Origin of the sequence: Pseudomonas sp. TNT3 (assembly GCF_010095445.2) — a bacterium.
Classification (GTDB): domain Bacteria; phylum Pseudomonadota; class Gammaproteobacteria; order Pseudomonadales; family Pseudomonadaceae; genus Aquipseudomonas.
On the sequence record NZ_WFGV02000016.1, the window covers coordinates 25820 to 52120 of the forward strand.

The following is a 26301-nucleotide window of genomic DNA, read 5'->3' on the forward strand; positions in this document are numbered from 1 at the left end:
GTGCCCTGCGATCAGATTCAAGTCTTGCTCGCCACCAATCCCGGCACTGCATGCACCAGAGCATTGATGGCGAAACCGATAAACATTACCCCGCACAACCGGGTGATCAACAGTTCATGACGCTGGTACACAGTGCGTACCTGCCGGGCGCCGACGATGCCAATGAGGATAGCGTAGGCGATTAGGCCTCCGATGAAACTCAGCGCGATCAGCCAGGGCAACATCGACCAGTGCAGCAACTCTGCACGACTGGACAGCAGTGCGGTGAACGTCGCCACCGCCACCGGATAGGCTTTAGGATTGGTCAGCCCGAACAGGATGCCATGCCAGAACGGCTGCCGTGCTGGCCCTTGAGGCACTTCGGCGCTGCTGCGCTTGGCACGTACTGCGCGCAATCCGAGCCAAAACAGGTAAAGGCCGCTGATCACACCCAACACGTCGAACGCCGTGCTGCCAATTTCCCGCGCGCCGACAATCGCTATCAGCGCCGTACTGCACCAGATCACATCGCCCAGTAAATGCCCGCAGAGAAACCCCGCCCCGGCCCGCCTTCCACGTGCAGCACCAATGCCCAATACTGCCAGCACGCCAGGCCCCGGTGTAATGGCATAGATAAAGCCCGAAGCGAGAACGGCCAGTAGCAGAGTGGGGGTCATGGGAACTCCTGTTCGAGGTGCGCTGAATGCTCGCGAGTCTACTGCGTTTGTTGAGCTAGCAGGGTACCGGCGGGACGTCACAGACCATTAATCGCTCGATTTCGTTCTTTAACCAATTCAACGCCTGATCTCCGCTCCGCCGTTTATGCCACGCCAGGACAAAGGTAAACGCGGAAATCTTGAACGGCGGCGGCACCACGATCAATGACCGCTCATCAACGTTGCTCACCGCGCGAGAGGCCACCGTGAGAATCAGATCCGTACCGCTGATGAACGCGGGGGCCACGCTCCAGTGTGGCAGACTGATCGACACACGCCGGCGAGCACGCAGTGCCGTCAGGGTCCGTTCGATTTCCGGTGTGCCACTGCCGCGCATTTCCAGCAGAACGTGGGGCCGTGACAGGTATGTCGGCAGGTCCAGCTCACCACCGGTTGGCAGGCTGTTACGGTCGACCAGGCACACGTAATGCTCATCGAATAACGCCGTGCTGCGCAGTTCATTCGGTATCTCCGGAAAGACCCCGGCGGCCATGTCGATGTCGCCATTCAGTACGGCATCAAGCATCCCTTCGCGACTGGCGTGGCTGATCTGCAGATCGATACCCGGTGCATCACGCCGCAAGGTTCGAAACAGCCCCGGCAAGACGATCGCAGCCCCGTAATCGGACATCGCCAGGCGAAAGGTGCGTTTGGCGGTGGCCGGATCGAACGTATTCGGCGCCAGCAGCGATTGCACCTGAGCAAGCACTTCGGCCAAGGGCGTGACCAACTCCAGCGCCCGCGGCGTTGGCACCAGCGTGGCGCCCGCGCGCACCAGTAACGGATCGCCGAGCAGATCGCGCAGCCGCGCCAGCGCATGGCTGACCGCCGGTTGACTGAGGTGCAGGCGCTCGGCTGCGCGGGTGACGTGTTGCTCCATGAGCAAAGCGTCAAGGATCACCAGCAAGTTAAGGTCAATACGCCTTAGATCATTCATCTGATGCATGTTCTGCATAGCAATTTGGAATTTAAATCTGCGCGACGAATACTCTAGAGTCCAGCAAAACCTGTTGGAGTTTCATCATGACGACGTTGCATTGGGCCGGTCTGCTGCTGTTGGCCGTGATAGCCGGGGCGGTGGTGCCTTTTCAGAGTGCGATCAACGCCAATCTCGGCAGAGGTCTCGGACATCCGTTATGGGCAACGCTCGCCTCGTTACTGGTCAGCATCGTGGTGTTGTTGCCGGTGATTGTGGCGATGCGCTTGCCGTTGCCAACGTTGGCATTCATCACCAAAGCGCCGTTGTGGATGTGGGCCGGCGGTGCGTTTGGGGTGTGCTTTATTTCGCTGGCGCTGATGCTATTGCCCAAGTTGGGGGCGTCGGGGTTTATTGCATTGGCGCTGGCAGGACAAGTGGTTGCATCGCTAGTGCTCGACCACTTTGGGTTGTTCGGATTGGTCGAGCGGCAAATGACCTTGCCGCGCGTGCTAGGGGCGGTGTTGTTGATTGCCGGGGTGGTGCTGATTCAGTTCAGTGACAGTCCGGGTAAAGCGCTGGTGACGGCGGGTTGAGGGAAACTCATGGACTTATCGGCGTCGGGCCGCCCGCCGGGTATAGTCTTGCCGCAATCAAAATCCCTGCCGATCAGTGCCAAGGTTTTACATGAAAAGCAGCACCACCCTCCTCGTCACCTGCAGCACTGTTTTCCTCGCCCAACTGGGCATGAGCATTTACCTGCCGGCATTGCCGGAGATGGCCCGGTATCTGTCTGCCGATGCCTCGCAGGTTTCGTGGGGGCTGGCGGTTTATCTCATTGGTATGGCGCTGCCGATGTTGTTCTGGGGCAGTCTCAGCCAACGCATCGGGCGAAAACCGGTGTTGCTCGCGGCACTGGGTATCTACGGGGTGGCAAACCTCGCCCTGCCTCTGGGCCAGACGCTTGAATCATTCCTGGCGTTAAGACTGGTTCAAGGCATTGGCGCGAGCGGCATTTCGGTGATGGCCCGGGTGCTGATTCGCGACAGTTTTCGCGGTGACCTGCTGGCCAAAGCGCTGTCCTGGATTTCGATCTCTTTCGTCGTCGCGCTAGGCATAGGCCAGTATCTGGGGTCGATCATCCAGGTGACGTTGGGTTGGTCCGCCATTTTTTATCTGCTGGGCAGTGTGAGTCTTTTGATGGCGATGGGGGTGGCGCGTGTGCCGTTTCCCATTCGAGACGACGAGAGCGCCCAGTCATCCGCCTGGCGGAGTTACGGGCGAATCGTGTGTGACCGGGCCTTTGTGTTGCCGGCCCTCGCCGGTGGTCTCGGTTATGGGGTGATCATCGCGTTCAACACGGCAGCGCCGCTGATTCTGCAAGGCCCCTTCAACTGGTCCGCGGTGGATTACGGACTGTTGGGTTGGCCCATCAGCGCGGCGTATTTTTTGGGGGCATTGGCAGTCAATGGCTTCGTGCTTCGCACAGGCCAGCGACGCATGATGGCGGCCGGTGTAGGGCTGGTACTGGCCGGGAGTGCGGTGATGTTGCTGGGCAGTTTCCTGGGTACTTCAATCGCTCTGCTGTTCTGGCTGCCCTACTGCGTTGCGGTGTTCGGTCAATCGTTGAACTACCCGATCAGCCTGTCACTGGCCAACGACGGCTCGCCGGTTGGCGGTGCATATGCGATGGCGCTCAGCGTTTTCATCCACCAGTTGATGGCCGCTGTGATCGGCGCGATTGCCAGCCTGATCGCGAGCGAACAAGCCTGGCCACTTTCCTTGCTGTGTACCTTGCTCGCGCTGGGCGCGATGCTCTGCGTAAAGCTCGCGCCCAGTCTGTCCTGCCGCCATCGCCAGCAGGCTGGCTCCCACAGTGATTGAGGGGTTCACAAACAACTTAAAACGCGCTGCGGAAAATCTCTTCGATCTGACGCTGATCCGCCGTCCGGGGATTGGTCAGGCCGCAAGCGTCCTTGAGGGCGTTAGTGGCGAGGATCGGGATGTCGTTGAGCTTGGCGCCGAGTTCGCGCAAACCGGCGGGAATTTCCACGTCATGGGCCAGGGTGCGAATGGCCGTAATGGCCGCTTGAGCGCCCTCTTCCGGACTGCAGCCGCGCGTGTCTGCACCCATTGCGTGGGCCACGTCGGTCAGGCGATCTGCGCAGACCAGCGCGTTGAAGCTCTGCACGTGCGGCAGCAGCACGGCGTTGCAAACACCGTGTGGCAAGTCGTAATAACCACCCAACTGGTGCGCCATGGCATGCACGAAACCCAGTGATGCATTGTTGAACGCCATGCCCGCGAGGAACTGCGCGTAGGCCATGTTTTCCCGTGCCGCCAGGTCGCGGCCGTCGCGCACGGCCAGGCGCAGGTTGTTGCTGATCAAGGTGATGGCCTTCAACGCGCAGGCATCGGTGATCGGATTGGCAGCGGTGGACACATAGGCTTCGATAGCGTGGGTCAGCGCGTCCATACCGGTGGCGGCCGTCAGGCTTTTGGGCATGGCAACCATCAGCGCGGGGTCGTTGACCGACAGCAGCGGCGTGACATTGCGGTCGACGATAGCCATTTTCACGTGGCGCGATTCGTCGGTGATGATGCAGAAGCGGGTCATCTCGCTGGCGGTGCCGGCGGTGGTGTTGATGGCGATCAGCGGCAGTTGCGCCTTGGCGGATTGATCGACCCCTTCATAGTCGCGAATCTGCCCGCCGTTGGTCGCGCACAGGGCAATGCCTTTAGCGCAGTCATGGGGCGAACCACCTCCCAGGGACACTACGAAATCACACTGGCTTTCCTTGAGCAGACCGAGGCCAAGCTCGACGTTGGCGATGCTCGGATTAGGCTTGGCGCCGTCGAAGATCACCGAGTCGATGTCCAGTTCCGCCAGCTTCCCGGCGATCATCGCCGCCACGCCGGCCTTGGCCAGCCCGGTATCAGTGACGATCAGCGCCTTGCGAAAGCCGTATTTGCCAATGGCGACCATGGCTTCGTCGAGGCAACCGATGCCCATGATGTTGACGGCGGGAATGAAAAAGGTGCTGCTCATGAGCGAATCTCCTGACGGGAGCCGGATCGGCGAAGACGAACCAGCGGATACCGACAGGATCAACTCATCCAGGGTGCGGTAACTTGATCTGGCTCAACGTCGGGTCGTGATAAAGTCGCCGCCCATCAGACCTTTTGCTTTCGAGACGACCAACGCAATGACCGATTTCCAGGATGTTGATGCCCAACTTGAAGACTGGAACGCCTTGCGCACCACCGCTACGTTCAGCGGCTTGCTGCTGGGCAACGGCGCCAGCCGCGCGGTGTGGGACGATTTCGGCTACGACTCGCTGTTCGAAAACGCCCGCACCGTCGAAGAAAAACCCCTGAGCCAGTCCGAGCTCAGCGTGTTCGAGGCGATGCAGACGCGCAGCTTCGAGCAAGTCCTCAGCGCACTGAAAACCACCAGTCGCGTGAACAAGGCCCTGGCCGTCAGCTCCGCCGCGCCGCGCAATCGCTACTACGCGATCAAGGAAGCGCTGATCAACACCGTGCATGCGGTGCATATCCCCTGGCGACTGGTGGTGCCGGCGACCCTGGCGACCATCAGTGAGGAACTGGCCCGCTACCGGACGGTGTTCACCACCAATTACGACTTGCTCAACTATTGGGCCATTCAGCACCAGCCGGACTCCATCACCGACCTGTTCCAGGGCGCCGAACCGGGTTTTGATTTGAGCCGCACAGCCACCGAGAAAACCCGTTTGCTGTACCTGCATGGCGGGTTGCACCTGGTACGCAATCAGGACGGCACAGCGCGCAAGCTGATGTCGACCGAGGGCACCTTGCTGGGCAGTTTCGCGATCAACAATACGATCAAGACGCTGGACGATGTACCGCTGTTCGTCAACGAAGGCCCGTCGCAGGACAAGCTCAAGACTATTCGCAGCTCGGACTATCTGTCGTTCTGCTACGACCAGTTACTCGGTCATGACGAGGGGCTGTGCCTCTTCGGTCATGCCCTGGGCGAACAGGACAGTCACATCATTCATGCACTGCGTCAGGCGAAACCGAAGGTGGTCGCCATCTCGATCAAGCCGCGCAGCAAGGCGTTCGTTCAGCACCAGAAACGGCATTACGCGAAGGTGTTCGAGGGCACGGGCAGCGAGTTGCGGTTTTTTGATTCCAAGACGCACCCGCTGGGGAGTTCCAGGCTGACGGTCCCGGTTGAGGTCTGAAGCGATCCTTGTAGCACCGATTCTGCCGATAAATCACGACTGCTTCGCAGTTGAACGCAGGCTGCGCCAGCGGCTACAGGGATCACCTTCACTCTTCGCTGCTATGCACCACCACCAGCAACTGCGCCAGAACCTCACCCACTGACCGGATCCGATGAGGCTTCTGCGCATTGAAGTGCAGCGCATCCCCACGGTTGAGCAGCACCCGCTCATTCATGAAATCCACTTCCACCTGCCCTTCGTGGACGAACAAAAACTCCTCCCCGATGTGCTCCTTGAACGCCTTGTCGACGAATTCGGTGGGCGGATAAATGATGAACGGCAGCAGACTGCGCTCACTCACCTGATGAGCCAGCACGGCGTAACCGGGACTCTGGTCATTGGCGGCCAGGGACTGGCGCTCATCGCTGCGCACCAGGCTGTAGCTGTCGAGGCTGACGTTGTCTTCGGAGAACAGCTCCTCGACCTTCACGTTCAGCGCCTTGGCCAGTTTCAACGCAGCCGCAATCGACGGCGTGTTCAAGCCCCGCTCGACCTTCGACAGATAACTCTTGGTCATGCCGGACTTCTCGGCCAAAGCCTCCAGCGTCACACCAAGTTTTTTTCTCAATAATTTCAAACGGATAGACATGTAGAGCGATTAATCCATCAAGGGAGCGACGTATTGTCCTTGCTTATGACACTTTGTGTCATATAGCCTATTTAGTGTCATTTGCATGAACCGCACGAAGGACACCGATATGGCCCGGACATTAGCACTACCCAAAGACCAACTGGTCAAGCAAGCGCTGACGCAGATGCAAAATACCCTGGCGGATAATACGTGGACCGACCGGCAAAAGCTGGCACTGACCTGCCGTATTCTGTTCGAAAATGGCCACGATTCCGGCCTCGCTGGCCAGATCACTGCCCGCGGCCCACAGCCAGGCACCTACTACACCCAGCAACTGGGCCTGGGTTTCGACGAGATCACCGCGAGCAACCTGCTGCTGGTCAACGAAGACCTGGAAGTACTGGAAGGCCACGGCATGCCCAATCCGGCCAACCGGTTTCACAGCTGGGTATACCGCGCACGGCCGGACGTTAACTGCATCATTCACACCCATCCGACCCACGTTGCGGCGCTGTCGATGCTCGAAGTGCCGCTGCAGATTTCCCACATGGACCTCTGCCCGCTCTACGACGACTGTGCCTTTCTCGAAGGGTGGCCGGGTGTGCCAGTGGGGAATGAAGAAGGCGAGCTGATTGCCGGTGCTCTTGGCGACAAGCGGGCGATCCTGCTATCGCACCATGGCCAGTTGTCCACGGGCACGACCATTGAGGAAGCATGTGTCATTGCGCAATTGATCGAGCGCGCCGCCAGGCTGCAACTGCTGGCGATGAGCGCGGGAACAATCAAACCGATCATTCCGGAACTGGGACGCGAAGCGCACGACTGGATTTCCAAACCCAAGCGCCACGGCGCCGCGTTCAACTACTACGCTCGGCAGAACCTGCGTCAACACGCCGATTGCCTGAACTGAACCTACCGATTTTCTGCAGGAGAGACACCATGTCGACCCCCACCATTCACGGCATCATCGGCTACACCATCACTCCATTCACCGCCAACGGCGAAAGCGTTGATCTCGACGCGCTCGGGCAATCCATCGATCGCCTGATCGACGCTGGCGTTCACGCCATCGCACCACTGGGCAGCACCGGCGAAGGCGCTTATCTGAGCGATGCGGAATGGGATGAAGTCAGCGAGTTCAGCATCAAGCACGTGGCCAAGCGCGTGCCGACCATCGTTAGCGTCTCCGACCTGACGACTGCGAAAGCCGTCCGCCGTGCCCGCTATGCACAAACCCACGGCGCCGATGTGGTGATGGTGCTGCCGGCGTCTTACTGGAAACTTAGCGAAGCGGAAATCCTTGCGCACTATCGCGCCATCGGCGACAGCATCGACTTGCCGATCATGCTCTACAACAACCCGGCCACCAGCGGGACCGACATGTCGGTGGACTTGATCCTGCGGATTTTCAATGCCGTGGATAACGTGACCATGGTCAAGGAAAGCACCGGCGATATTCAGCGTATGCACAAACTGCAGTTGTTGGGCGAAGGCCAGGTGCCCTTCTACAACGGCTGCAATCCACTGGCGCTGGAGGCTTTTGCGGCGGGTGCGAAAGGCTGGTGTACTGCTGCGCCGAACGTGATCCCGCAGCTCAATCTTGATCTGTATGAAGCGGTACTGGCCAACGATCTGGCCAAGGCGCGGGACCTGTTCTACCGCCAGTTGCCGCTGCTGGATTTCATACTCAAGGGTGGGCTGCCCGCGACGATCAAGGCCGGATTGAGCGCGACAGGGCTGGAAGTGGGCGACCCGCGATTGCCGGTGTTCCCGCTGAGCGATGCGGGCTGTGGTCAGTTGCAGGAGTTGTTGAAGGCGTTGCGCTGATCCAAAGGCAAATACACAACCGATGCAGGAGCGAGCCCGCTGGCGATGAGGCCATAACATTCAACATCTCTGTTGAATGCCCCGCCGTCATCGCGAACAGGCTCGCGCCTATTGGTGCGTTGTGTCTGACTCAAAGTACCGGCAGAGTCTTGTCCTTGATCACTGTCGTCGGTCCGTAGGACTTGACGCTGGCGATGCCTTTCTCCAGCGCAGCGGCGGAGGAGTAAGCCTCGCTGCTGCCAATGATCTCGTGGTTGCCGGCCTTCAGATTGAAATAGGGATGGCCGTCCTTGGTGCTCTTTCTCTCGTAGCGCTCATCCAGCGGGCTGTTCTTCTGGACCGAAGCAATGCCTCCATCGGCGGCGCTGCGGCTGGTGTAGTGCTCGCTGGTAAGAATGGTTTCAGCGTTGGCCGCCTTCAGCACAAACCGGAACTGACCGTTGCTGGTTTTGCTCAATTCGTACCATCCAGACATGCTCTTTTCTCCTTGGCAAATAAGAGGGTTCGCGCTTCAGAGTAAAGACCAGGCCGGGATTTTTGTCGCCTGTACCGGCCTCATCGCGAGCAGGCACACTCCTACAGTCGGTGTACGCAAACTGAAGGTAGGAGCGAGCCTGCTCGCGACGAGGCCGACACAATCACCGACAAACCAGCCTACTTCACCCCCGCCCGCACCACCGACAACTCCGGCGCCTGCACCCGTCGCTGGCTCAAATACCGCGTGCAACTCACCCGCAGGAACGAAGCGAAATTCACCACTTCGCCGCGGTAATCCATCACCTCTTCATACAGCTTGGCGATCAGGTGATTGGTGGTCATGCCATCCGCCTCGGCGATCTCGCTGAGGATGTCCCAGAACTGGTTTTCCAGGCGCAGGGTGGTGACCACCCCGCAGATGCGCAGCGAGCGGGAGCGCGATTCGTAAAGAATCGGATCGGCTTTGACGTAGAGCTCGCACATGAAATGTCCCCCGTTACAGCGTGATTTGGGTGCCCAGCAATCCGAGGAAGCCGGCCAGCCAGTTAGGATGCGCTGGCCAGGCTGGCGCCGTGGCCAGATTGCCCTGGACGTGACCTTGCGTCACCGGGATATCGATGAACGTACCGCCCGCCAGACGAACTTCCGGCGCGCAGGCCGGGTAAGCGCTGCACTCGCGACCTTCGAGAATTCCCGCCGCCGCCAGCAGTTGCGCGCCGTGGCATACGGCGGCGATCGGTTTGCCGGCCTTATCGAAGGCTTGTACCAGTTCAAGGACTTTGTCGTTCAAGCGCAGGTACTCAGGCGCACGACCGCCGGGGATGAGGAGCGCGTCATAGTCGGCTTCCGCGACTTTGGCGAAGTCGAAGTTAAGCGCAAACAAATGACCCGGTTTTTCGCTGTAGGTCTGGTCGCCTTCGAAGTCATGGATCGCGGTACGTACCGTCTGGCCTGCAGTCTTGTCCGGGCAAACGGCGTGCACCGTATGGCCGACCATCAGCAGCGCCTGGAACGGCACCATTACTTCGTAATCCTCGACGTAATCGCCGACCAGCATCAGAATTTTTTTAGCGGCCATGGGGAGGGCTCCTTTGGGGAATGCGTGGAGTATTCAAAGTAGTCTTTATCTGTGGGGGTGGGTAATAACCGGTTATTACGGTTGGGCTGTTGTTATGGATAGGTGGCAGCTTTTTTGGGGGGGATTTTTTTAAGCAAGATCAAAAGATCGCAGCCTGCGGCAGCTCCTACGTTGAGGGGATTACCCTCAACTGTACGGATATTTCTGCGCCTGACTGTAAGCGCCAAAACCACGGGTTTATGGCTAGATAAGGCGACTCCCGTCACCTTCGATTCTGGTTGCCATCATGTCCTCACGCGAAAACACCGGCATGGCCCTCGGTCTGCTCGGCGTTGTGATCTTCAGCCTCACCCTGCCCTTCACGCGCATCGTCGTGCAGGAAATGCATCCGCTGCTTAACGGTCTGGGCCGAGCGCTGGTCGCCGCGGTTCCGGCGGCGCTGCTGTTGTTGTGGCACCGCGAGAAATGGCCGACGTGGAAACAGTTCAAGGGGCTGACGCTGGTGATCGCCGGCGTGATCCTCGGCTTTCCGGTCCTGTCAGCCTGGGCCATGCAAACTTTGCCGGCGTCCCATGGCGCGCTGGTCAATGGGTTGCAGCCCCTTTGCGTCGCGCTGTATGCCGCCTGGTTGTCCCACGAACGCCCCTCGAAAGCTTTCTGGGCCTGCGCCGCCCTGGGCAGTGCGCTGGTGCTCGGTTACGCGCTGATCAGCGGTGCCGGCAGTATCCAGGCGGGGGACTTGTTGATGCTCGGCGCGATTGCCGTAGGCGGGTTGGGTTACGCCGAAGGCGGCCGGTTGGCCAAGGAGATGGGGGGCTGGCAAGTGATTTGCTGGGCACTGGTGCTGTCGACACCGCTGCTGATCGGGCCAGTGACGTACCTGGCGTTTCAGCACCAGGGTGCAATATCAGCCAGGACCTGGTGGGCGTTTGGCTACGTCTCGCTGTTTTCGCAGTTCATCGGTTTTTTTGCCTGGTACGCCGGATTGGCGATGGGCGGCATTGCTCGCGTGAGCCAGATCCAGTTGCTGCAGATCTTCTTCACCATCGCCTTTTCAGCGCTGTTCTTTGGTGAACACATCGAGCCGATCACCTGGCTGTTTGCCGCCGGGGTGATCGTGACGGTGATGCTGGGGCGCAGGACCGCCGTCCAGTCAACGGCGGAAGCACGCCTGATCCCGAAGGGGACATCGCGTACAACATAACCGTTGAAGTCAGCCCGCCATTACGAGCGGGCTCGTCCCACAGGATCAGAGGTACCCGTCAGCCCGCAACAGGGTTTCCAGACAATGTTCGCTGATGTGGTAGAAATCCTTCAGCTCCTGAATCTTCACCAGCAGCTGAGCCGGGTCCACCGGCTCGGCACGTTTGACCGCCAGGATCATCTTGTTCTTGTTGGTGTGGTCCAGGGAGATGAACTCGAACACCTTGGTCTCGTATCCACAGGCCTCAAGAAACAACGCCCGCAAACTGTCGGTGACCATCTCGGCCTGCTGGCCCAAATGCAGACCGTATTGAAGCATCGGCTTGAGCAGCGCCGGGCTCTGGATTTGCAGGCGGATCTGTTTGTGGCAGCACGGCGAACACATGATGATCGAGGCGCCGGAGCGGATACCGGTATGGATCGCGTAATCGGTGGCAATGTCGCACGCATGCAGCGCAATCATCACATCCAGCTCGCTCGGCGCGACGCTGCGCACATCCCCGCACTTGAACACCAACCCCGGATGTTCGAGTTTTTCGGCAGCGGCGTTGCACAGCGTGACCATGTCTTCACGCAGTTCGACGCCAGTCACCACGCCTTCGGCTTTCAAGGTGTTGCGCAGGTAATCATGGATGGCGAACGTCAGATAGCCCTTGCCCGAGCCGAAATCAGCCACTTGGACCGGCTTGTCCAATGCCAGCGGCGAGGTGGTCAGCGCATGGCTGAACACTTCGATGAACTTGTTGATCTGCTTCCATTTCCGCGACATTGCCGGGATCAGTTCATGTTGCTTGTTGGTCACGCCCAGATCGGCGAGGAATGGCCGACTCAGGTCAAGGAAGCGGTTTTTCTCGCGGTTGTGCTCAGCGGACGGCACCTCACGCAATTGCTGAGGTTTACTCTTGAACAGCGAACTTTTGCCCTTTTTGCTGTATTCGAGCTGAACTTCATCGGTCAACGACAGCAAGTGTGCATTTTTGAACGAGGCAGGTAACAGCGAGGCGAGTACCTCGACGCCCTCGGCAAGGGGCAGGTTTTTGGTGATGTCGCGGGTTTTGTAGCGATAAACGAAGGACAGGCAAGGCTGATCCTTGACTGTCAGCTGCTTGACGATGAGTCGCTGCAAGTCCGCTTCGGGGCCCACGTACTTGGCCAGCACCAATTTGATGAAGGCGTTCTGATCGAGACTCGATTGCAGCAGATCAACGAATTGAGCGTGGTGATCCGGCGCGAGACTGGCAGGAGTAGCGGTGATAGACATGAAAGTAACGGCCTCGGGCGATGCGGATCGGGAATGACCGTTATTTTAGGGGGGATGGAGTCTTAGGGCACGGTGTTATTTTTCCAGGCCCTGGTCGCTCCGTCCCAAGACCTGAATGTTTGATCACTGACTTCAGGGCTCAACCAAGCGAAGTTTGCGATTATTCGGCGAATTAATAATGTATTTGACGATCAATCCCACCGGTACCGCCCAGGTCAGGCCATTGGCCGGATCAGTGATTACCGCGATGGTTTCCGTGCTTGCGTCCATATCCAGACGGCGGCGGTCGTTGCTGGATTTGAGGAGGCCATAGGCATGACTGACCAGCCTTTCAGCCAAATGCATCGGCACATCGAGATCCTGCAAGTGCTTGACGGCGCGACAGAACAATACCTGGTCATCGATCAATGTATCGGTCTGATGTCGAGCCAGGAACAAGCGAGCAATATCCAGCAAATCCTCATGCAGTTCAAAATACTCGTCAACTTCCGTCATGCTCAGGACTCCGGGTGCAATTCTGACGACGCGGGGCTGACCACAACGGGCCGGGCGGCGCTACGCAAATCCGGCCCGGCGAACGGCAAACGCACAGCGGGATTGGGCATACCACTCGGAGACAATTCATGGGTCATTTCGAACTCGGCCCGCACCGACCAGCCGCAGGCTTCGGACGTGCATTGCAGATAAGCCACTCGCAGGAATATATGACGCCCTTCGCTGGTTCGAATGCGCATCCGGCTCAGGCAGTGCGGACAAACCATTTTGTAGGTGCTCATGCTTGAATCCCGGAGGTCATCTGGTGGTAATCAACCTGATCAAACGCAATACTGCTTGACGTACTGATCGGCACGGTCCGGCCATGCGAATAACGTCTGCCAGACGCAAGAAAGTGCATCGGGCAGTCGCTGAGTGGGTACAAGCCAAGCTCGTAGGAAATTACCCTGATACCATTAGGAAGTTTCGACATCGTGTTCTTCTGACTCATAGTGGAAGATTGATTACTCACAAGATAAAAACAACTCATTGTGCATACGTTAGGTATTCAAAAAGCATATGTCAAAAGGAAAACGCTCAAATTGCGTAGCAAAAAATCACAAGGCGTCCTGGCTCGCCTGAAGCATATTACCGGCACAACTACCGATGCTTCTTTGTCATCAGCGCTAAAAATTAGCCCGCAGACCCTTAGCAGCTGGAAAGGTCGCGACAGCACGCCATACTCATTATGCGTAGAATTGGCGCAAGCACGGGGCATCTCTCTCGACTGGTTATTGCTGGGTGTAGGGCCGATGCTGCGGCAAACACACGTAAACACCCTCGAAACCAGCCGGGAAAACACCCTGCGTGAAAATACAGTGCTCGCGCTGTGGCGCTTGCTCGACGACGATGATCGCTGTGTCATACAACGCGCACTTGAAGAAAAGACGCGCTTGCGCGATCTGGAACTCAAGCTGGCGGAAATGTCCTCTATCCTGTCGGCGCTTCAACACGTTAACGACACATAACGTAATAGAAGCCCCCCGCACGCGTTACTTCAATGCATACCACAACACCATGATGTTTCCGCCGCTACGGAAAATCAGCGCGCACGCCAGGACACTGATTCCTGCATGCCATGGGCTGACGGGCGTAAACGTTAGCAGTACGTCCATGCCCGCCAGGCAAAACAGGCTTCCACACAAACTGATCAACAGACCATCTCGCCAACAACGACGTGCTTCGTCTCGCCGATAACAGGCCAGCCTGAATGCGCTCAGCAAATGAGCAATACCCGTTATGTACACAAGGAGCGTCATTGCACCACTCATCACCCTCGCCCTCTCAGGTGCCGGATGATTTCGCCAATACCGACGCCATCAATCCATTGCATGACCTTGATGCTGAGGGGGATGACGATCAGTGCGCAGAGAAATGCCGTCACGCCCCCGGTCAGAAAAGGTGCCAGCGGCAACGCGACAGGTGTGAACAGGTAGCCGACGCCCGCCGACAACAATAACGAGCCGATACGCTGCCAGGCCTTGAAGTTACTGCGAGTCGTGGTAACGAGCCATGCGCCGAGCGCGGCACCGAAGAGTGCCTCACCGTCGATAGAGGGCAGTGTGCCGATACCCAGTCCCAGCAGCAGTCCGCCGACACTGTTATAGGCCGAATCAGTGACGCTCATCAGAGCCTCCCGATTCACTCTTTTCGACGTTGATGAAGCCCAACTCAATCGCCTTGAGCAAGGCCGCACTGCGTGAATTGACGGCGAACTTGCGGCGGATATTGGTGAAATGAAAGTTGACCGTCGACTCCGAGCAGTTCTGGATTCTGGCTATTTCCCAGGACGTTTTACCTTGAAAGCACCACAGCAAGGCTTCGGTTTCTTTCGCCGTCAGTTGTGCGGGCGGACGCTCTTCGCCACTGAGCGAGGCACATAAAAAAGGGTCGAGCGGTTGATTCGCAGACATGACAAAACCTCCCTCCAGGTCAGAACGCCCGATGCAGGGCGTTCGTTAATGGAAGGAGATGTTGAAGACAAGCAGGAACTCAAACAACGGGACGGGTTTGTAATAAGCAGAGGCACAAGTGACCGGTGATGCTCAGCCCAACACCACCAGCCGATTCGGCAATTCGTTCCTCACGTGCGTCACCGGCACATGCACTTTCAGCAACTCGCCGCAAGCTTCGACGCACGTTACGAAACCCTGCAACGTCTGCCCCTGCTTAACCTGCAAAGTGAACGCCGACACAATGTCATCCCAGCTCTTGTTGTCGAGACGGCTGGAGATGCCTTGATCCACCAGAATCTCGACATAACGCTCGGCTTCGCAAACAAAGATCAGCATGCCGGTGCCACCCGCAGTGTGATGCAGGTTCTGTTCGAGGAACTGCCGACGCGCCAGGTTCGAAGCCCGCCAATGACGCACTGAACGCGGGATCAAGCGGGTGGTGATTTTTGGAATTCGGAACACCAGGCACAGCACGATAAAACTGGCCCATTGCACCAGCAGCAGACTGTGCAAGGTCAGCCAGCCGGTCAGATAATGCACGACACCCGGCACCACCAGCGCCAGCAGGCTGGCCCATAACAAAGGGATATACGCGTAGTCGTCGGCGCGAGCAGCGAGCACGGTCACCAGCTCGGCGTCCGTCTCGCGCTCGACACGGGCAATCGCTTCGGCGACTTTGCGTTGTTCGTGTTCATTCAGTAATGCCATTTCAAAGACGCTCGCTCATTATTTTTCTCACCAGCCACCCGACGAACCGCCGCCCCCGAAACTGCCCCCGCCACCGCTGAAGCCCCCGCCGCCACCGCCACCAAATCCGCCGCCGCCGAAACCGCCTCCCGAACCGCCTCGACCACCACCGCTGGGCATGATGCCGAGCATTTGGTAGACGAACACCACCAGAATGAACAGCATCACCAGAAACACGAATACCCCGGGATGCCGCGACACGAAGTCAGCCCCCGGATCGCCTCTGGATTCGTACACCGTGGACGGTTCATCGAGCGGATTGCCACCCAGTACCACCAGCATCGCGGCGACACCGTCGCTGATGCCTTTGCTGAAGTTGCCGCTCTTGAACGATGGCGTGATCACCTGATTGATGATCACCGAGCTCTGCGCGTCAGTCAGGCGATCTTCCAGCCCATAACCGACTTCGATGCGCAGCTTGCGATCATCACGCGCAACGATCAACAGCGCGCCGTTGTTCTTGTCCTTCTGGCCAATGCCCCAGTAGCGACCTAGCTGATAACCGAAGTCCGCGATATCAGTGCCCTGCAGATCCGGCACCGTGACCACTACCAATTGCTCGCCAGTGGCTTTCTCATGGGCCTGGAGCTGCTGGGTCAGCTGGTCGCGCACGGAGGGATCAATCATCCCGGCGTTATCGACCACCCGCCCGGTCAGCTGGGGAAATTTCAACTCGGCCTGTGCCGCCAGGGTGAACACCCAAAGCAGCAGCACCAGGCCAACTTTCAACACGCGCATTGGCAACCTCATCCGTGCACCAGCAGACCGGCTTCTACAGGGTTATTCACCTGCCATCACTGTTGGTGGTGATATTTCAAAATTTCACTTGAGGTGCTTTGTCCGCATCGGGGCTGGTTGCCTCGAAGGTTTCGCGGATCGGCAAATCGCTGTACATCACGCTATGCCAGAGGCGACCCGGGAAGGTTCGGATCTCGGTGTTGTACTTCTGCACCGCCAGAATGAAATCACGACGAGCGACCGCGATACGGTTCTCGGTGCCTTCGAGCTGCGACTGCAACGCCAGGAAATTCTGATTGGCCTTGAGGTCCGGATAACGCTCCGACACCACCATCAAGCGACTCAGCGCACCGGTCAGTTGATCCTGCGCCTGCTGGAACTGCTTGAGCTTTTCCGGATTATCGAGGGTGCTGGCGTCCACCTGGATCGAAGTGGCCTTGGCCCGGGCTTCGATCACTGCGGTCAGGGTTTCTTCCTCGTGCTTGGCATAGCCCTTCACGGTCTCCACCAGATTGGGGATCAGGTCGGCGCGGCGCTGGTACTGGTTCTGCACCTGGCCCCAGGCGGCTTTGGCCTGCTCATCGAGGGTGGGAATGTTGTTGATGCCGCAACCCGCCAGCAGTGTGGTCAGCAACAGCATCGCTGCCACTTGCAGGCTCGATCGATAATGGTGTCGTACGTTCATTCGGTTGACGCTCCCTTGCACATTCCGTTGAAAAAACAACCTGCGAACTTTGAACACGGCTCTTGGGGCATAATCGGCGCCGCCACTGGATTGCATCCAGCCGATGGGCTAAAAGATGCTCCAGGATTAAAACAGTTCAGAAGTTTGCTGCATTTACCTGAACAACAATAGTCGCTCCCTAAATTTTGGCTGACCGGCGCGTCGTCACTGCCGTTTAGGCTTTCGAGAAAACTATTCATGAAGAAGCTGTGTTTGCTGGGCCTGTTCGTCAGTCTGGCCAGTCATACCGTACTGGCCGCCACGACGCCCGCACCTCTGGAAAACAAGGACGCCTTCATCAATAACCTGATGAAGCAAATGACCCTCGATGAAAAAATCGGCCAGCTACGCCTGATCAGCATCGGCCCGGAAATGCCACGCGAGATGATCCGCAAGGAAATCGCCGCCGGCAACATCGGCGGCACGTTCAACTCGATCACCCGCCCGGAAAACCGTCCGATGCAGGACGCGGCGATGCGCAGCCGTTTGAAGATCCCGATGTTTTTCGCCTATGACGTGATCCACGGCCATCGCACCATTTTCCCGATTCCCATCGCCCTGGCTTCGAGCTGGGACATGGACGCCATCGGCCTGTCCGGACGCATTGCCGCCAAGGAAGCCGCGTCGGACAGCATCGACCTGACATTTGCGCCGATGGTCGACATCTCCCGCGATCCACGCTGGGGTCGCACCTCTGAAGGTTTCGGCGAGGACACCTACCTGGTGTCGCGCATCGCCGGGGTAATGGTCAGGGCCTTTCAGGGCACCGGCGCGAACGCCGCCGACAGCATCATGGCCAGCGTAAAACACTTTGCCTTGTACGGCGCCGTCGAGGGTGGTCGCGACTACAACGTCGTCGACATGAGCCCGGTGAAGATGTATCAGGACTATCTGCCGCCCTACCGCGCCGCGATCGATGCCGGTGCCGGCGGAGTCATGGTGGCGTTGAACTCGATCAACGGCGTGCCGGCTACTGCCGATACCTGGCTGATGAATGACCTGCTGCGCAAGGACTGGGGCTTCAACGGCCTGGCAGTCAGCGACCACGGGGCGATTTTCGAGCTGATCAAGCACGGCGTTGCCGCTGATGGTCGCGAGGCTGCAAAGCTGGCGATCAAGGCTGGCATCCACATGAGCATGAACGACACGCTCTACGGCAAGGAACTGCCAGGCCTGCTGAAAGCTGGCGAGATCAAGCAAAGCGATATCGACAACGCCGTGCGCGCAGTGCTCGACGCCAAGTACGACATGGGCCTGTTCAAGGATCCGTACCTGCGTATCGGCAAGGCCGAGGATGATCCGGCCGACACCAACGCCGACAGCCGCCTGCATCGCGCCGAGGCTCGCGACGTTGCTCGCCGCAGCCTGGTCTTGTTGAAAAACCAGGGCGAAACCCTGCCGCTGAAGAAAACCGCGAAGATTGCCCTGGTCGGTCCGTTGGCCAAGGCGCCGATCGACATGATGGGCAGCTGGGCAGCCGCCGGCAGGCCTGCGCAGTCCGTCACCCTGTTCGACGGCATGACCACCGCGCTGGGCGGGCAATCGACGCTGATTTATGCCCGTGGCGCCAACATCACCAGCGACAAGAAGGTCCTCGATTACCTGAACTTCCTTAATTTCGATGCACCGGAAGTGGTAGACGATCCACGCTCGGCTCAAGTGCTGATCGATGAAGCGGTGAAAGCCGCCAAGGACGCGGACGTGGTGGTCGCCGCCGTGGGTGAATCCCGTGGCATGTCCCACGAATCCTCCAGCCGCACCGACCTGGACATCCCGGTCAACCAGCGCGAGCTGATCAAGGCCCTGAAAGCCACGGGCAAACCACTGGTGCTGGTACTGATGAACGGTCGTCCGCTGTCGATTCTGCAGGAGAAGGAGCAGGCTGACGCAATTCTGGAAACCTGGTTCAGCGGCACCGAAGGCGGCAACGCCATCGCCGATGTGCTGTTCGGCGACTACAACCCGTCGGGCAAACTGCCAATCACCTTCCCGCGCTCAGTGGGTCAGATTCCGACTTACTACAACCACCTGAGCATCGGCCGGCCGTTTACGCCTGGCAAACCGGGCAACTACACCTCGCAGTATTTCGATGACACCACCGGCCCCCTGTTCCCGTTCGGTTTCGGCTTGAGCTACACCAGTTTCAGCCTGACCGACATGGCGTTGTCGTCGACCACGCTGAACAAGACCGGGAAGCTCGACGCCAGCGTCATGGTGAAAAACACGGGCAAGCGTGACGGCGAAACCGTGGTGCAGTTGTACCTGCAGGACGTGACCGGTTCGATGATTCGCCCGGTGAAGGAGCTGAAGAACTTCCAGAAAATCATGCTCAAGGCCGGCGAACAGAAAGTCGTGCACTTCACCATCACCGAGGATGACCTGAAGTTCTTTAACGCTCAGCTCAAGTACGTGGCGGAACCGGGCAAGTTCAACGTGCAGATCGGCCTGGATTCTCAGGACGTGACGCAGCAGAGTTTTGAGTTGCTGTAACCCTTCGGACACTGCGAATCACTGTGGGAGCGGGCTTGCCCGCGATGAGGCCATAACATCCAACATCTACGTTGTCTGTCAGGCCGCCATCGCGGGCAAGCCCGCTCCCACAATATTTTGAGTGTGTGACGACTACCCCCTACGATCCAGCAGATTGACCACCAGCCGATCCACCCAGCCCCAGATCCTTTGCTTCACACGCCGCCACAGCGGCCGGCGTTGCCATGCCTCCAGGCTCACCTCCTGGCTCAACGCAAAATCCTTCTCGAAACTCGCCGCCACTGCCCGGGTCAGTCCAGGATCAAGGGCCTCAAGGTTGGCTTCCAGATTGAAACGCAGGTTCCAGTGATCGAAATTGCACGAGCCGATGCTGACCCAATCATCGATCAAGACCATTTTCAGGTGCAGGAAACACGGCTGGTATTCGAAGATTTTCACCCCCGCCTTGAGCAGGCGCGGGTAATAACGATGGCCGGCGTAACGGACCGATGGATGATCGGTACGCGGCCCGGTGAGCAACAGGCGCACATCAATCCCCCGTGATGCGGCGCGGCGCAGTGAGCGACGGACTTTCCAGGTCGGCAGGAAATACGGCGTGGCCAGCCAGATCCGTTTCTGCCCGCTGTTCAGCGCGCGAACCAGCGACTGCAGGATGTCGCGGTGCTGGCGGGCGTCGGCGTACGCCACCCGGCCCATGCCCTCGCCCGTGGACGGTATGCGCGGCAGTCGCGGCAAACCGAAATGCGAGGCGGGCTTCCAGGCTCGGCGATGGCGGTTGGCGATCCACTGGCGGTCGAACAGCAGTTGCCAGTCGATTACCAGGGGGCCGGTGATTTCCACCATTACTTCGTGCCACTCGCTGACATCTTCGCCCGGCGTCCAGAACTCATCGGTGACCCCCGTGCCCCCGACCACCGCCAGGCTCTGATCGACCAGCAACAGTTTGCGGTGATCGCGATAGAAGTTGCCCACCCAGCGCCGCCAGCTCAAACGATTGTAGAAACGCAGCTCCACACCCGCCGCCATCAATCGCTGCCGCAGGGTCAGGGTGAAGGCAAGGCTGCCGTAGTCATCGAACAGACAACGCACGCGCACACCACGCTCGGCTGCCTGGATCAACGCTTGCACCATGGCCTCGGCGCACGCGCCCGCCTCGACCAGGTACAGCTCGAGTTCGACCTGTTCCTCGGCGCGGGCAATCGCCACCAGCATTCGCGGAAAGAACTGCGGACCGTCGATCAGCAGTTCGAAGCTGTTGCCTTCACGCCAGGGAAAGATCGCACCGGCCATGTCAGCGCGCCGTGAAAATCAGTACCGCACCCACCGGCACCGACAGACTGATCGCCGACAGTCCGGCGACGTTGCGCAACCGTTCCAGACCGGGCGCCAGGTCGAAGTCTTCGGCATTGATCACCAAAGGCTCGAGCGTCACCACCTGGAAACGTCGATCATCGAGACGGGTCGCCAGCAGCTCGGCGTTGTATTGGTGGGTTTTACCGTGAAGATTGACCGTGACTGGCAAGCGCAATTCAAGTTGAGCACCGGGCGCGAGATCGTTGATCGGGCGTAGATCAATTTGCGCAGTGATCAACGCATTGGGAAACGTCTGGATCTCGAACAGGTCCTTGCGCATGCGCTCATCACGCAACGGGATGCCGCTGTTCACCGACTCCAGCTCGACTTCCACCTCGGCCAGGCCTTTGGGATCGACCTTGCCGTGCAGCACCAGAAAGCGCTGCACTTCGGAAATGTGGGCATTTTTGGTGCTGATGAACGACAACCGCGAGGACTCGCCATCGAGGTACCAGTTGGCCTGGGCCGACAGCGTGGTGCCGGCCAGCAGAACAAAAGCGAGGCTTTTACAGAGGGACCGCGTGAACATAGGGACTCGTGGGCAGATAAACCTGAGCGAACCTTAACCGCCCGCGAAACAATTGCAAACTTGTTGCCGCTGGCGAAGGCTGCGTTCGGCGGCGAAGCCGTCGCAAACCAGGCACTGGGGAGTTTCAGGTAGACCTGTATGGCCGGATTGGCGAAGGCTTCGCCGCCGAACGCAGGCTTCGCCAGCTGCTACACAGAGGGTGGTGATCAGGGGTTGAGTCCGCAGCCTTGGCGGTCGCTGATCCACACCGCACTGTTGCTGCGCCCCATACCGCTGACGGTCACGCGCTTGCTCACGGCGTCATCGGTAAACCCGCTGGTAGGCAGCCACTGTTTGACGTAGCTGTAACAGTCGTCAGCGGGGTTGTTCATCACATACCGGCACGAACAATACTCTTTGGCGGTGTAGCCACTGATGATGTCGGGAAACGCCCACAGTGCTGTTCGTTCCTGCCAGATCCAGCCGAGCAAGGCGATAAAAAGCAGCAGTGATAATGTGCCAAACGGTCGGCGGCGAACGAAGCTCATGGCTGCACCTTCAAGGCAAAGGCCTGACGTGCCAGTTTGAGCAATTCGTTATGCCGATAGCTGCCGTCGCGATCATCACCGTAGCGCACGATCACCAGGCGCTCGCCGGGGATCACATACATCGCCTGCCCCCAATGACCCAGCGCGGCGAACGTGTCAGCGGGCGCGTCTGGCCAGGGTGTCGGCGCGCCATCCACGGCTCGATTGAGCCACCATTGCCCGCCGGGCACCGCTTCGTCCTGATTGGCTTGAACGTGGGAGAAGGGTTCACGGTTGAAGGCGACCCAGTCCTTGGGCAGCAATTGCCGGTCGCCCCATCGTCCGTCCCGCGCCATCAATAAACCCACGCGCGCCAGATCCCTAGCCGTGAGGTAGGCGTAGGACGAGGCGACGAAGGTGCCGGCTGCATCGGTTTCCCACACGGCGTGACGAATGCCCAGCGGGTCGAACAACGCTGTCCACGGATAGTCCGGGTAACGTGCCGGGCCGACGATGTTTTTCAGTGCGGCGGACAACAGGTTGCTGTCGCCACTGGAGTAACGAAACGCCTGACCGGGTTTGGCATACGCGTCATGGTTGGCGGTGAACGCGGCCATGTCAGCGTGACCACGGGTATAGAGCATCGCCACCACCGAAGACTTCAGCGGGGCATATTCATAGTCTTCCTGCCAGTCCAGGCCTGAAGCCCAGTGCAGCAGGTCGGCCAGGGTCAGGTCCGGGTGCTTGTTCAGCGCGGGATAAAATTTGAGCGCCGGGTCCTGAAGCCGGAACAGGCCCTCGCCATAGGCCACACCAAAGACCGTGGCCATCAGGCTTTTGCTGATGGACCAGGTCAGGTGCGGGGTCTCGGCGGTGGTCGGCGCGGCGTAGCGCTCGTAGATCAATTGACCGTCGCGGATCACCAGCAAGGCGTCGGTGCGGATACCTTTTCGAGTGACGTCATCGCGCGGTGGAAAGGCGTAGGCCTCGAAGGCTTGAAGTGCCGGACCGGAGGTGGTCGGGCCGGTTTGCCATTGTTCAGCCGGCCAATTTTCGGCATGAGCTGCGAGGCTGAACATGAACATCAAGCACAGGGACAAACCTTTGGACATGGGTGATGGCTCGGCTGAGAGGCCTGGTGAGCCTAGTCGAGATAAATGACATTAATTCAATTCGCTCCACCTACAGATGCATGTTCAGAGCCTTGGCCAACCGCTTCTCCCGAGCCCCCGCTGCCAAGTCCATTACCGCCTGATCCCTCTGCCACATTGCCGCCCAGTGCTGCGGCCCATCGGCCAGGGCCTGATGCACCTCGGCCTTGAGCCCGTCGAACTGCGCAAACAGCCCACCCAGCAACACATGCCCAGCGGTGTTGTTCGGTGCCTGGCGGCTGACTTCCGCGCACCCGGCCAGCAACGCCAGCAAACGCAGTTGCAGTGTTTGCGGCCAGTCACTGTCCTGACCAATACCCAACAGCCATGCCGTCATGGCACTCAGCACGTAGACATCTTCCAAAGTGCGGAAGGGTTTCACGTAGGCGTCCCAGCCATCCCCCGCCAGCAATTCACACTGGGCGTTATCGAGAAACAACCGGCCGTGACTGATGTCCGGCATCAACGGGATCGCCGGGAGTTTTTCCAGCCGCACCCCTGGTTCACCGGGATAGACCACCACCAGGCTCAAGCGCGGCTCCTCGCCAGGCTGCTCGCTGCGCGCAGCGATCAACAGCCAGTCAGCGGCATCGCCCGCAGTGACGAAATCCTTGCGCCCGCTCACGCGCAAGTCGGTCAATCGAGTTTGCATATCTGCCGCGCGAAGGCTGCGCTGCTCGGTCGCACACAACGCCCCCAGGCTCAGCGGCGCGCTCGGCCAGAGCATGCGCAACGCAGCTTGATAGCCCACCAGAAACGCCAGTCCCGGTGACGTCATCAACCGCCCGCCTGCCACCGCCAATTCAAAGGGTGTGACCGCACCCAGCTGATGCAGCAAGGTCGCGAAACCTTCCGCCAGATCCGGATTGGCGGGCACGCGGTCACGGCGGTTCAACAGGTTTTGCCAGGGCATGGAGGGCTCCTCATGGGCTGTCATATAAGCATCACCAAAGCTTAATGGCGATGACACCGGGGCTACATAGCCTGACTTTGCACAACACGGCTGCATAAAGAAAGTCGATCGACTGCCACCCAAGACGGGTGCACAGCCCGCACGGAGATTCGCAATGACTCAGATCGCCCGTATCCGCGACACCGGCAACGAACGCCGCCTGCAAGCCGAACGCCTGGTGGGCGCCGAGGCGTTGCTGGAAGCCCAGGCTTTGCGCTTCAACGTCTTCAGCGGCGAATTCAACGCCAAATTGAAGGGCGCCGAGCGGGGTCTGGACATGGATGACTACGACGTTCACTGCGCTCACATCGGCGTGCGCGACCTGAACACCGGTCGTCTGGTGGCGACCACGCGGCTGCTTGATCACCAGGCCGCCAGCAGCCTGGGCAAGTTTTACAGCGAAGAAGAATTCAGCCTGCACGGCCTGGTTCACTTGCAGGGACCGATTCTGGAAATCGGTCGTACTTGCGTCGACCCGGCCTACCGCAACGGCGGCACCATCGCCGTACTCTGGGGTGAATTGGCCGAAGTGCTGAACCAGGGCGGTTACAGCTATCTGATGGGCTGCGCCAGCATCCCGATGCAGGACGGTGGCATTCAGGCCCACGCCATCATGCAGCGCCTGCGCGAACGCTACCTGTGCACCGAACACTTGCGGGCCGAGCCGAAGAAACCGCTGCCGGTTCTGGACCTCCCGTCCAACGTCATCGCCGAAATGCCACCGCTGCTCAAGGCCTACATGCGCCTGGGCGCGAAGATCTGCGGCGAACCGTGCTGGGATGAAGATTTCCAGGTCGCCGACGTGTTTATCCTGCTCAAGCGCGATGAGCTGTGCCCGCGTTATGCCAAGCACTTCAAGGCGGCCATGTGATGAGTCGGTTGCGGGTGTACGCGCGGATCGCGCGAGTGCTGATCGTGGTGACACTGGGCTTGACCATGGCCGGCGTGTTCGGTCTGTTCGAGCGGCTGGGGATCGCTCATTCGATGGTCCGCCGGCAACGCTGGTCGCGTTTTTTCATGGCTCGGTTGAGCAATGCCCTGCCCTTTCGCGTGACCGTCCACGGCGAGCTGCCTGAAGCACCGATGCTGTGGGTCAGCAACCACGTTTCCTGGACCGATATTCCGCTGCTGGGAATGCTCACGCCGATGTCGTTCCTGTCCAAAGCCGAAGTGCGTACCTGGCCGGTGGCAGGCTGGTTGGCAGCGAAGGCCGGGAGCCTGTTTATCCGTCGTGGATCGGGCGACAGTCAATTGATCCGCAAACAGATGACCCGACACTTGCAGCACGCCCATCCCCTGCTGATGTTCCCGGAAGGCACCACCACCGATGGCCGTTCGTTGCGCACCTTCCACGGTCGCTTGCTGTCAGCGGCGATTGATTCCGAAGTGATGCTGCAACCAATAGCGATCCGGTATTTGCGAGATGGCGAACTCGACACCTTGGCGCCGTTCATTGGTGATGATGATTTGCTCTCGCACCTGATGCGCTTGTTTGCCAATGATCGGGGGGATGTGGAAATTCATCTGCTCAAGCCGATCGCCTGCGAAGGACGGGAACGCGCAGCGCTGGCGTTTGAAGCCCAGCAAGCGGTGCAGAAGGCGTTGTTTGGTGAAGTGATGAAACCGGCAGAACCGCGTCGTACCGGCGAACTCGTCGCCGCATAACCCGGCTTTCCTGTAGGAGCAAAGCTTGCTCCTACAGAGGTGGGTGTCTGCGGTATCTGGCAAAATCTTGCAGCTGCGGATAGAACAAGCGGAAATCCTCGCTCAACGGCTCATACAACACCCGCAACTCCTGCATCGCGCCCGCCAGCTCCTCGGGCCGGGTCAACCGGCGCGAGATCCCTCGCAACACCTGCTCCAGCACCTCAAATTCCCGGTAAGAACCCAACCAGTCGTGCGCCATCATGTGCGGGGCAATTTTTGCCAGTCGCTCCGGTAATTGCGACTCGGCGGATAGCACGCGATACACATTGGAGGTGAATTGCGTCAGCGGTCGGTCGGCATACAGCGTCCAGTCCCGCGCCAGGCAATGGTCAAAAAACACGTCGAGGACGATCCCGGCGTAGCGCCTGCGTGTCACGGAAAACCGCGACAACGAGACATCCACCAGCGGATGGCGATCGGTATAAACGTCGATGCTGCGATGCAGCTGGATAGCCGCTTCAACCTCGGGCTCAAACTGCCCTTGCAGCCGACCTTTGACGAAATCGCCATACAGGCTGCCGAGCAATTGACCGGGGCGCTGGCCACCGAGATGTAGATGTGCGAGATAATTCATGATGAGCAGCTTAGCACTGCGCACTTGTGTCGTTTCACCCTACGT

31 protein-coding genes are annotated in these 26301 nt (G+C 59.2%); 10 read left to right on the forward strand and 21 right to left on the reverse strand.

Annotated features, from left to right (window positions below):
* Positions 1-17: 17 nt before the first annotated feature.
* Together GBC55_RS12065 and GBC55_RS12070 are read right to left on the reverse strand one after the other, a co-directional pair.
* Positions 18-656: a LysE family translocator gene (locus GBC55_RS12065; RefSeq protein WP_162440503.1), complete on the reverse strand. Its 639-nt coding sequence runs from the start codon at positions 654-656 to the stop codon at positions 18-20.
* 55 nt (positions 657-711) lie between these two features.
* Positions 712-1641 (reverse strand): LysR family transcriptional regulator, encoded by a 930-nt coding sequence (locus GBC55_RS12070; RefSeq protein WP_247266901.1) that lies wholly within the window; start codon positions 1639-1641, stop codon positions 712-714.
* Positions 1642-1718: 77 nt separating this feature from the next.
* Between GBC55_RS12070 and GBC55_RS12075 the strand changes: the two genes are divergently transcribed.
* Positions 1719-2207, forward strand: coding sequence for a DMT family transporter (locus GBC55_RS12075; protein ID WP_162438640.1), 489 nt, complete (start codon positions 1719-1721; stop codon positions 2205-2207).
* 91 nt (positions 2208-2298) lie between these two features.
* Positions 2299-3495 (forward strand): multidrug effflux MFS transporter, encoded by a 1197-nt coding sequence (locus tag GBC55_RS12080; RefSeq protein WP_162438639.1) that lies wholly within the window; start codon positions 2299-2301, stop codon positions 3493-3495.
* 16 nt (positions 3496-3511) lie between these two features.
* Here the strand turns inward: GBC55_RS12080 and yiaY are convergent, their stop codons facing one another.
* Complete coding sequence (yiaY, locus tag GBC55_RS12085; RefSeq protein WP_162438638.1) at positions 3512-4660, reverse strand: L-threonine dehydrogenase; 1149 nt, start codon at positions 4658-4660, stop codon at positions 3512-3514.
* A 157-nt stretch (positions 4661-4817) separates the two neighbouring features.
* Between yiaY and GBC55_RS12090 the strand changes: the two genes are divergently transcribed.
* Positions 4818-5837, forward strand: coding sequence for a DUF4917 family protein (locus GBC55_RS12090; protein WP_162438637.1), 1020 nt, complete (start codon positions 4818-4820; stop codon positions 5835-5837).
* 88 nt (positions 5838-5925) lie between these two features.
* Here the strand turns inward: GBC55_RS12090 and GBC55_RS12095 are convergent, their stop codons facing one another.
* On the reverse strand, positions 5926-6468 hold the full coding sequence (locus GBC55_RS12095) for an XRE family transcriptional regulator (protein WP_162438636.1): 543 nt from the start codon (positions 6466-6468) through the stop codon (positions 5926-5928).
* A 109-nt stretch (positions 6469-6577) separates the two neighbouring features.
* Between GBC55_RS12095 and GBC55_RS12100 the strand changes: the two genes are divergently transcribed.
* Both GBC55_RS12100 and GBC55_RS12105 read left to right on the forward strand, forming a co-directional pair.
* Positions 6578-7360 carry an aldolase gene (locus GBC55_RS12100; RefSeq protein ID WP_162438635.1) on the forward strand — a complete coding sequence of 261 codons (783 nt, stop codon included), beginning with the start codon at positions 6578-6580 and terminating at the stop codon, positions 7358-7360.
* 29 nt (positions 7361-7389) lie between these two features.
* A complete protein-coding gene (locus GBC55_RS12105; RefSeq protein ID WP_162438634.1) occupies positions 7390-8277 on the forward strand; it encodes a dihydrodipicolinate synthase family protein in 888 nt (295 codons plus the stop codon).
* Positions 8278-8407: 130 nt separating this feature from the next.
* On the opposite strand, the gene GBC55_RS12110 is transcribed toward GBC55_RS12105, so the two are convergent.
* The 3 genes from GBC55_RS12110 to GBC55_RS12120 all read right to left on the reverse strand — a co-directional run bounded on the left by GBC55_RS12110 (position 8408) and on the right by GBC55_RS12120 (position 9832).
* Complete coding sequence (locus GBC55_RS12110) at positions 8408-8752, reverse strand: YegP family protein (RefSeq protein WP_162438633.1); 345 nt, start codon at positions 8750-8752, stop codon at positions 8408-8410.
* A 179-nt stretch (positions 8753-8931) separates the two neighbouring features.
* The gene (locus GBC55_RS12115) at positions 8932-9237 is read right to left on the reverse strand and encodes a ribbon-helix-helix domain-containing protein (protein ID WP_162438632.1); all 306 of its coding nucleotides are present in this window, start codon (positions 9235-9237) and stop codon (positions 8932-8934) included.
* Between the two features lie 13 nt (positions 9238-9250).
* On the reverse strand, positions 9251-9832 hold the full coding sequence (locus tag GBC55_RS12120) for a DJ-1/PfpI family protein (RefSeq protein WP_162438631.1): 582 nt from the start codon (positions 9830-9832) through the stop codon (positions 9251-9253).
* A 286-nt stretch (positions 9833-10118) separates the two neighbouring features.
* On the opposite strand from GBC55_RS12120, the gene GBC55_RS12125 reads away from it, so the two are divergent.
* Positions 10119-11036 carry a DMT family transporter gene (locus tag GBC55_RS12125; protein ID WP_162438630.1) on the forward strand — a complete coding sequence of 306 codons (918 nt, stop codon included), beginning with the start codon at positions 10119-10121 and terminating at the stop codon, positions 11034-11036.
* Between the two features lie 45 nt (positions 11037-11081).
* On the opposite strand, the gene GBC55_RS12130 is transcribed toward GBC55_RS12125, so the two are convergent.
* From GBC55_RS12130 to GBC55_RS12140, 3 genes are all read right to left on the reverse strand, one after another.
* Positions 11082-12296, reverse strand: coding sequence for an SAM-dependent methyltransferase (locus GBC55_RS12130; protein WP_162438629.1), 1215 nt, complete (start codon positions 12294-12296; stop codon positions 11082-11084).
* 132 nt (positions 12297-12428) lie between these two features.
* Entirely contained in the window at positions 12429-12791 is a 363-nt protein-coding gene (locus GBC55_RS12135; protein WP_162438628.1) for a hypothetical protein, read from the reverse strand.
* 2 nt (positions 12792-12793) lie between these two features.
* Positions 12794-13072: an ogr/Delta-like zinc finger family protein gene (locus tag GBC55_RS12140; protein ID WP_162438627.1), complete on the reverse strand. Its 279-nt coding sequence runs from the start codon at positions 13070-13072 to the stop codon at positions 12794-12796.
* A gap of 300 nt (positions 13073-13372) precedes the next feature.
* Between GBC55_RS12140 and GBC55_RS12145 the strand changes: the two genes are divergently transcribed.
* The gene (locus GBC55_RS12145; protein ID WP_162438626.1) at positions 13373-13798 is read left to right on the forward strand and encodes a helix-turn-helix domain-containing protein; all 426 of its coding nucleotides are present in this window, start codon (positions 13373-13375) and stop codon (positions 13796-13798) included.
* A 302-nt stretch (positions 13799-14100) separates the two neighbouring features.
* Here the strand turns inward: GBC55_RS12145 and GBC55_RS12150 are convergent, their stop codons facing one another.
* From GBC55_RS12150 to GBC55_RS12175, 5 genes are all read right to left on the reverse strand, one after another.
* Positions 14101-14457, reverse strand: coding sequence for a putative holin (locus GBC55_RS12150; RefSeq protein ID WP_162438625.1), 357 nt, complete (start codon positions 14455-14457; stop codon positions 14101-14103).
* Entirely contained in the window at positions 14444-14743 is a 300-nt protein-coding gene (locus tag GBC55_RS12155; RefSeq protein WP_162438624.1) for a helix-turn-helix domain-containing protein, read from the reverse strand. Before GBC55_RS12155 ends, GBC55_RS12150 begins: the two co-directional genes overlap by 14 nt.
* 132 nt (positions 14744-14875) lie before the next feature.
* The gene (locus GBC55_RS12160; RefSeq protein WP_162438623.1) at positions 14876-15493 is read right to left on the reverse strand and encodes a TPM domain-containing protein; all 618 of its coding nucleotides are present in this window, start codon (positions 15491-15493) and stop codon (positions 14876-14878) included.
* 27 nt (positions 15494-15520) lie between these two features.
* The gene (locus GBC55_RS29810; protein ID WP_162438622.1) at positions 15521-16270 is read right to left on the reverse strand and encodes a TPM domain-containing protein; all 750 of its coding nucleotides are present in this window, start codon (positions 16268-16270) and stop codon (positions 15521-15523) included.
* A gap of 76 nt (positions 16271-16346) precedes the next feature.
* Positions 16347-16955, reverse strand: a complete 609-nt coding sequence (locus GBC55_RS12175) for a LemA family protein (RefSeq protein ID WP_162438621.1) — start codon at positions 16953-16955, stop codon at positions 16347-16349.
* Positions 16956-17192: 237 nt separating this feature from the next.
* Between GBC55_RS12175 and bglX the strand changes: the two genes are divergently transcribed.
* A complete protein-coding gene (gene bglX / locus GBC55_RS12180) occupies positions 17193-19484 on the forward strand; it encodes a beta-glucosidase BglX (protein ID WP_162438620.1) in 2292 nt (763 codons plus the stop codon).
* A 132-nt stretch (positions 19485-19616) separates the two neighbouring features.
* Here the strand turns inward: bglX and GBC55_RS12185 are convergent, their stop codons facing one another.
* The 5 genes from GBC55_RS12185 to GBC55_RS12205 all read right to left on the reverse strand — a co-directional run bounded on the left by GBC55_RS12185 (position 19617) and on the right by GBC55_RS12205 (position 23936).
* Positions 19617-20774 carry a phosphatidylserine/phosphatidylglycerophosphate/cardiolipin synthase family protein gene (locus GBC55_RS12185; RefSeq protein ID WP_162438619.1) on the reverse strand — a complete coding sequence of 386 codons (1158 nt, stop codon included), beginning with the start codon at positions 20772-20774 and terminating at the stop codon, positions 19617-19619.
* Between the two features lies 1 nt (position 20775).
* A complete protein-coding gene (locus tag GBC55_RS12190) occupies positions 20776-21366 on the reverse strand; it encodes a YceI family protein (protein WP_162438618.1) in 591 nt (196 codons plus the stop codon).
* 206 nt (positions 21367-21572) lie between these two features.
* Positions 21573-21893 carry an amidase gene (locus GBC55_RS12195; protein WP_162438617.1) on the reverse strand — a complete coding sequence of 107 codons (321 nt, stop codon included), beginning with the start codon at positions 21891-21893 and terminating at the stop codon, positions 21573-21575.
* Positions 21890-22984: a serine hydrolase gene (locus tag GBC55_RS12200; RefSeq protein WP_162438616.1), complete on the reverse strand. Its 1095-nt coding sequence runs from the start codon at positions 22982-22984 to the stop codon at positions 21890-21892. The genes GBC55_RS12195 and GBC55_RS12200 overlap by 4 nt, the downstream gene beginning before the upstream one ends.
* A gap of 70 nt (positions 22985-23054) precedes the next feature.
* Entirely contained in the window at positions 23055-23936 is an 882-nt protein-coding gene (locus GBC55_RS12205; RefSeq protein ID WP_162438615.1) for an acyl-CoA dehydrogenase family protein, read from the reverse strand.
* Positions 23937-24090: 154 nt separating this feature from the next.
* Between GBC55_RS12205 and olsB the strand changes: the two genes are divergently transcribed.
* Both olsB and GBC55_RS12215 read left to right on the forward strand, forming a co-directional pair.
* Positions 24091-24846, forward strand: coding sequence for an L-ornithine N(alpha)-acyltransferase (gene olsB / locus GBC55_RS12210; RefSeq protein ID WP_162438614.1), 756 nt, complete (start codon positions 24091-24093; stop codon positions 24844-24846).
* Positions 24846-25640, forward strand: coding sequence for a lysophospholipid acyltransferase family protein (locus GBC55_RS12215; RefSeq protein WP_162438613.1), 795 nt, complete (start codon positions 24846-24848; stop codon positions 25638-25640). The genes olsB and GBC55_RS12215 overlap by 1 nt, the downstream gene beginning before the upstream one ends.
* Before the next feature lie 31 nt (positions 25641-25671).
* Here the strand turns inward: GBC55_RS12215 and GBC55_RS12220 are convergent, their stop codons facing one another.
* The gene (locus GBC55_RS12220) at positions 25672-26256 is read right to left on the reverse strand and encodes an ACP phosphodiesterase (RefSeq protein WP_162438612.1); all 585 of its coding nucleotides are present in this window, start codon (positions 26254-26256) and stop codon (positions 25672-25674) included.
* Positions 26257-26301 lie beyond the last annotated feature (45 nt).

Bases quoted from the DNA above. Each gene is read 5' to 3' on its own strand.
- GBC55_RS12215 (WP_162438613.1), top strand. From the start codon at position 24,846: ATGAGTCGGTTGCGGGTGTACGCGCGGATCGCGCGAGTGCTGATCGTG.
- GBC55_RS12080 (WP_162438639.1), top strand. From the start codon at position 2,299: ATGAAAAGCAGCACCACCCTCCTCGTCACCTGCAGCACTGTTTTCCTC.
- GBC55_RS12070 (WP_247266901.1), bottom strand. From the start codon at position 1,641: ATGCATCAGATGAATGATCTAAGGCGTATTGACCTTAACTTGCTGGTG.
- yiaY (WP_162438638.1), bottom strand. From the start codon at position 4,660: ATGAGCAGCACCTTTTTCATTCCCGCCGTCAACATCATGGGCATCGGT.
- olsB (WP_162438614.1), top strand. From the start codon at position 24,091: ATGACTCAGATCGCCCGTATCCGCGACACCGGCAACGAACGCCGCCTG.
- GBC55_RS12100 (WP_162438635.1), top strand. From the start codon at position 6,578: ATGGCCCGGACATTAGCACTACCCAAAGACCAACTGGTCAAGCAAGCG.
- GBC55_RS12095 (WP_162438636.1), bottom strand. From the start codon at position 6,468: ATGTCTATCCGTTTGAAATTATTGAGAAAAAAACTTGGTGTGACGCTG.
- GBC55_RS12140 (WP_162438627.1), bottom strand. From the start codon at position 13,072: ATGAGCACCTACAAAATGGTTTGTCCGCACTGCCTGAGCCGGATGCGC.
- GBC55_RS12090 (WP_162438637.1), top strand. From the start codon at position 4,818: ATGACCGATTTCCAGGATGTTGATGCCCAACTTGAAGACTGGAACGCC.
- GBC55_RS29810 (WP_162438622.1), bottom strand. From the start codon at position 16,270: ATGCGCGTGTTGAAAGTTGGCCTGGTGCTGCTGCTTTGGGTGTTCACC.
- GBC55_RS12105 (WP_162438634.1), top strand. From the start codon at position 7,390: ATGTCGACCCCCACCATTCACGGCATCATCGGCTACACCATCACTCCA.
- GBC55_RS12160 (WP_162438623.1), bottom strand. From the start codon at position 15,493: ATGGCATTACTGAATGAACACGAACAACGCAAAGTCGCCGAAGCGATT.
- GBC55_RS12150 (WP_162438625.1), bottom strand. From the start codon at position 14,457: ATGAGCGTCACTGATTCGGCCTATAACAGTGTCGGCGGACTGCTGCTG.
- bglX (WP_162438620.1), top strand. From the start codon at position 17,193: ATGAAGAAGCTGTGTTTGCTGGGCCTGTTCGTCAGTCTGGCCAGTCAT.
- GBC55_RS12120 (WP_162438631.1), bottom strand. From the start codon at position 9,832: ATGGCCGCTAAAAAAATTCTGATGCTGGTCGGCGATTACGTCGAGGAT.
- GBC55_RS12155 (WP_162438624.1), bottom strand. From the start codon at position 14,743: ATGTCTGCGAATCAACCGCTCGACCCTTTTTTATGTGCCTCGCTCAGT.
- GBC55_RS12190 (WP_162438618.1), bottom strand. From the start codon at position 21,366: ATGTTCACGCGGTCCCTCTGTAAAAGCCTCGCTTTTGTTCTGCTGGCC.
- GBC55_RS12195 (WP_162438617.1), bottom strand. From the start codon at position 21,893: ATGAGCTTCGTTCGCCGCCGACCGTTTGGCACATTATCACTGCTGCTT.
- GBC55_RS12220 (WP_162438612.1), bottom strand. From the start codon at position 26,256: ATGAATTATCTCGCACATCTACATCTCGGTGGCCAGCGCCCCGGTCAA.
- GBC55_RS12200 (WP_162438616.1), bottom strand. From the start codon at position 22,984: ATGTCCAAAGGTTTGTCCCTGTGCTTGATGTTCATGTTCAGCCTCGCA.
- GBC55_RS12125 (WP_162438630.1), top strand. From the start codon at position 10,119: ATGTCCTCACGCGAAAACACCGGCATGGCCCTCGGTCTGCTCGGCGTT.
- GBC55_RS12205 (WP_162438615.1), bottom strand. From the start codon at position 23,936: ATGCCCTGGCAAAACCTGTTGAACCGCCGTGACCGCGTGCCCGCCAAT.
- GBC55_RS12115 (WP_162438632.1), bottom strand. From the start codon at position 9,237: ATGTGCGAGCTCTACGTCAAAGCCGATCCGATTCTTTACGAATCGCGC.
- GBC55_RS12175 (WP_162438621.1), bottom strand. From the start codon at position 16,955: ATGAACGTACGACACCATTATCGATCGAGCCTGCAAGTGGCAGCGATG.
- GBC55_RS12135 (WP_162438628.1), bottom strand. From the start codon at position 12,791: ATGACGGAAGTTGACGAGTATTTTGAACTGCATGAGGATTTGCTGGAT.
- GBC55_RS12065 (WP_162440503.1), bottom strand. From the start codon at position 656: ATGACCCCCACTCTGCTACTGGCCGTTCTCGCTTCGGGCTTTATCTAT.
- GBC55_RS12130 (WP_162438629.1), bottom strand. From the start codon at position 12,296: ATGTCTATCACCGCTACTCCTGCCAGTCTCGCGCCGGATCACCACGCT.
- GBC55_RS12110 (WP_162438633.1), bottom strand. From the start codon at position 8,752: ATGTCTGGATGGTACGAATTGAGCAAAACCAGCAACGGTCAGTTCCGG.
- GBC55_RS12075 (WP_162438640.1), top strand. From the start codon at position 1,719: ATGACGACGTTGCATTGGGCCGGTCTGCTGCTGTTGGCCGTGATAGCC.
- GBC55_RS12185 (WP_162438619.1), bottom strand. From the start codon at position 20,774: ATGGCCGGTGCGATCTTTCCCTGGCGTGAAGGCAACAGCTTCGAACTG.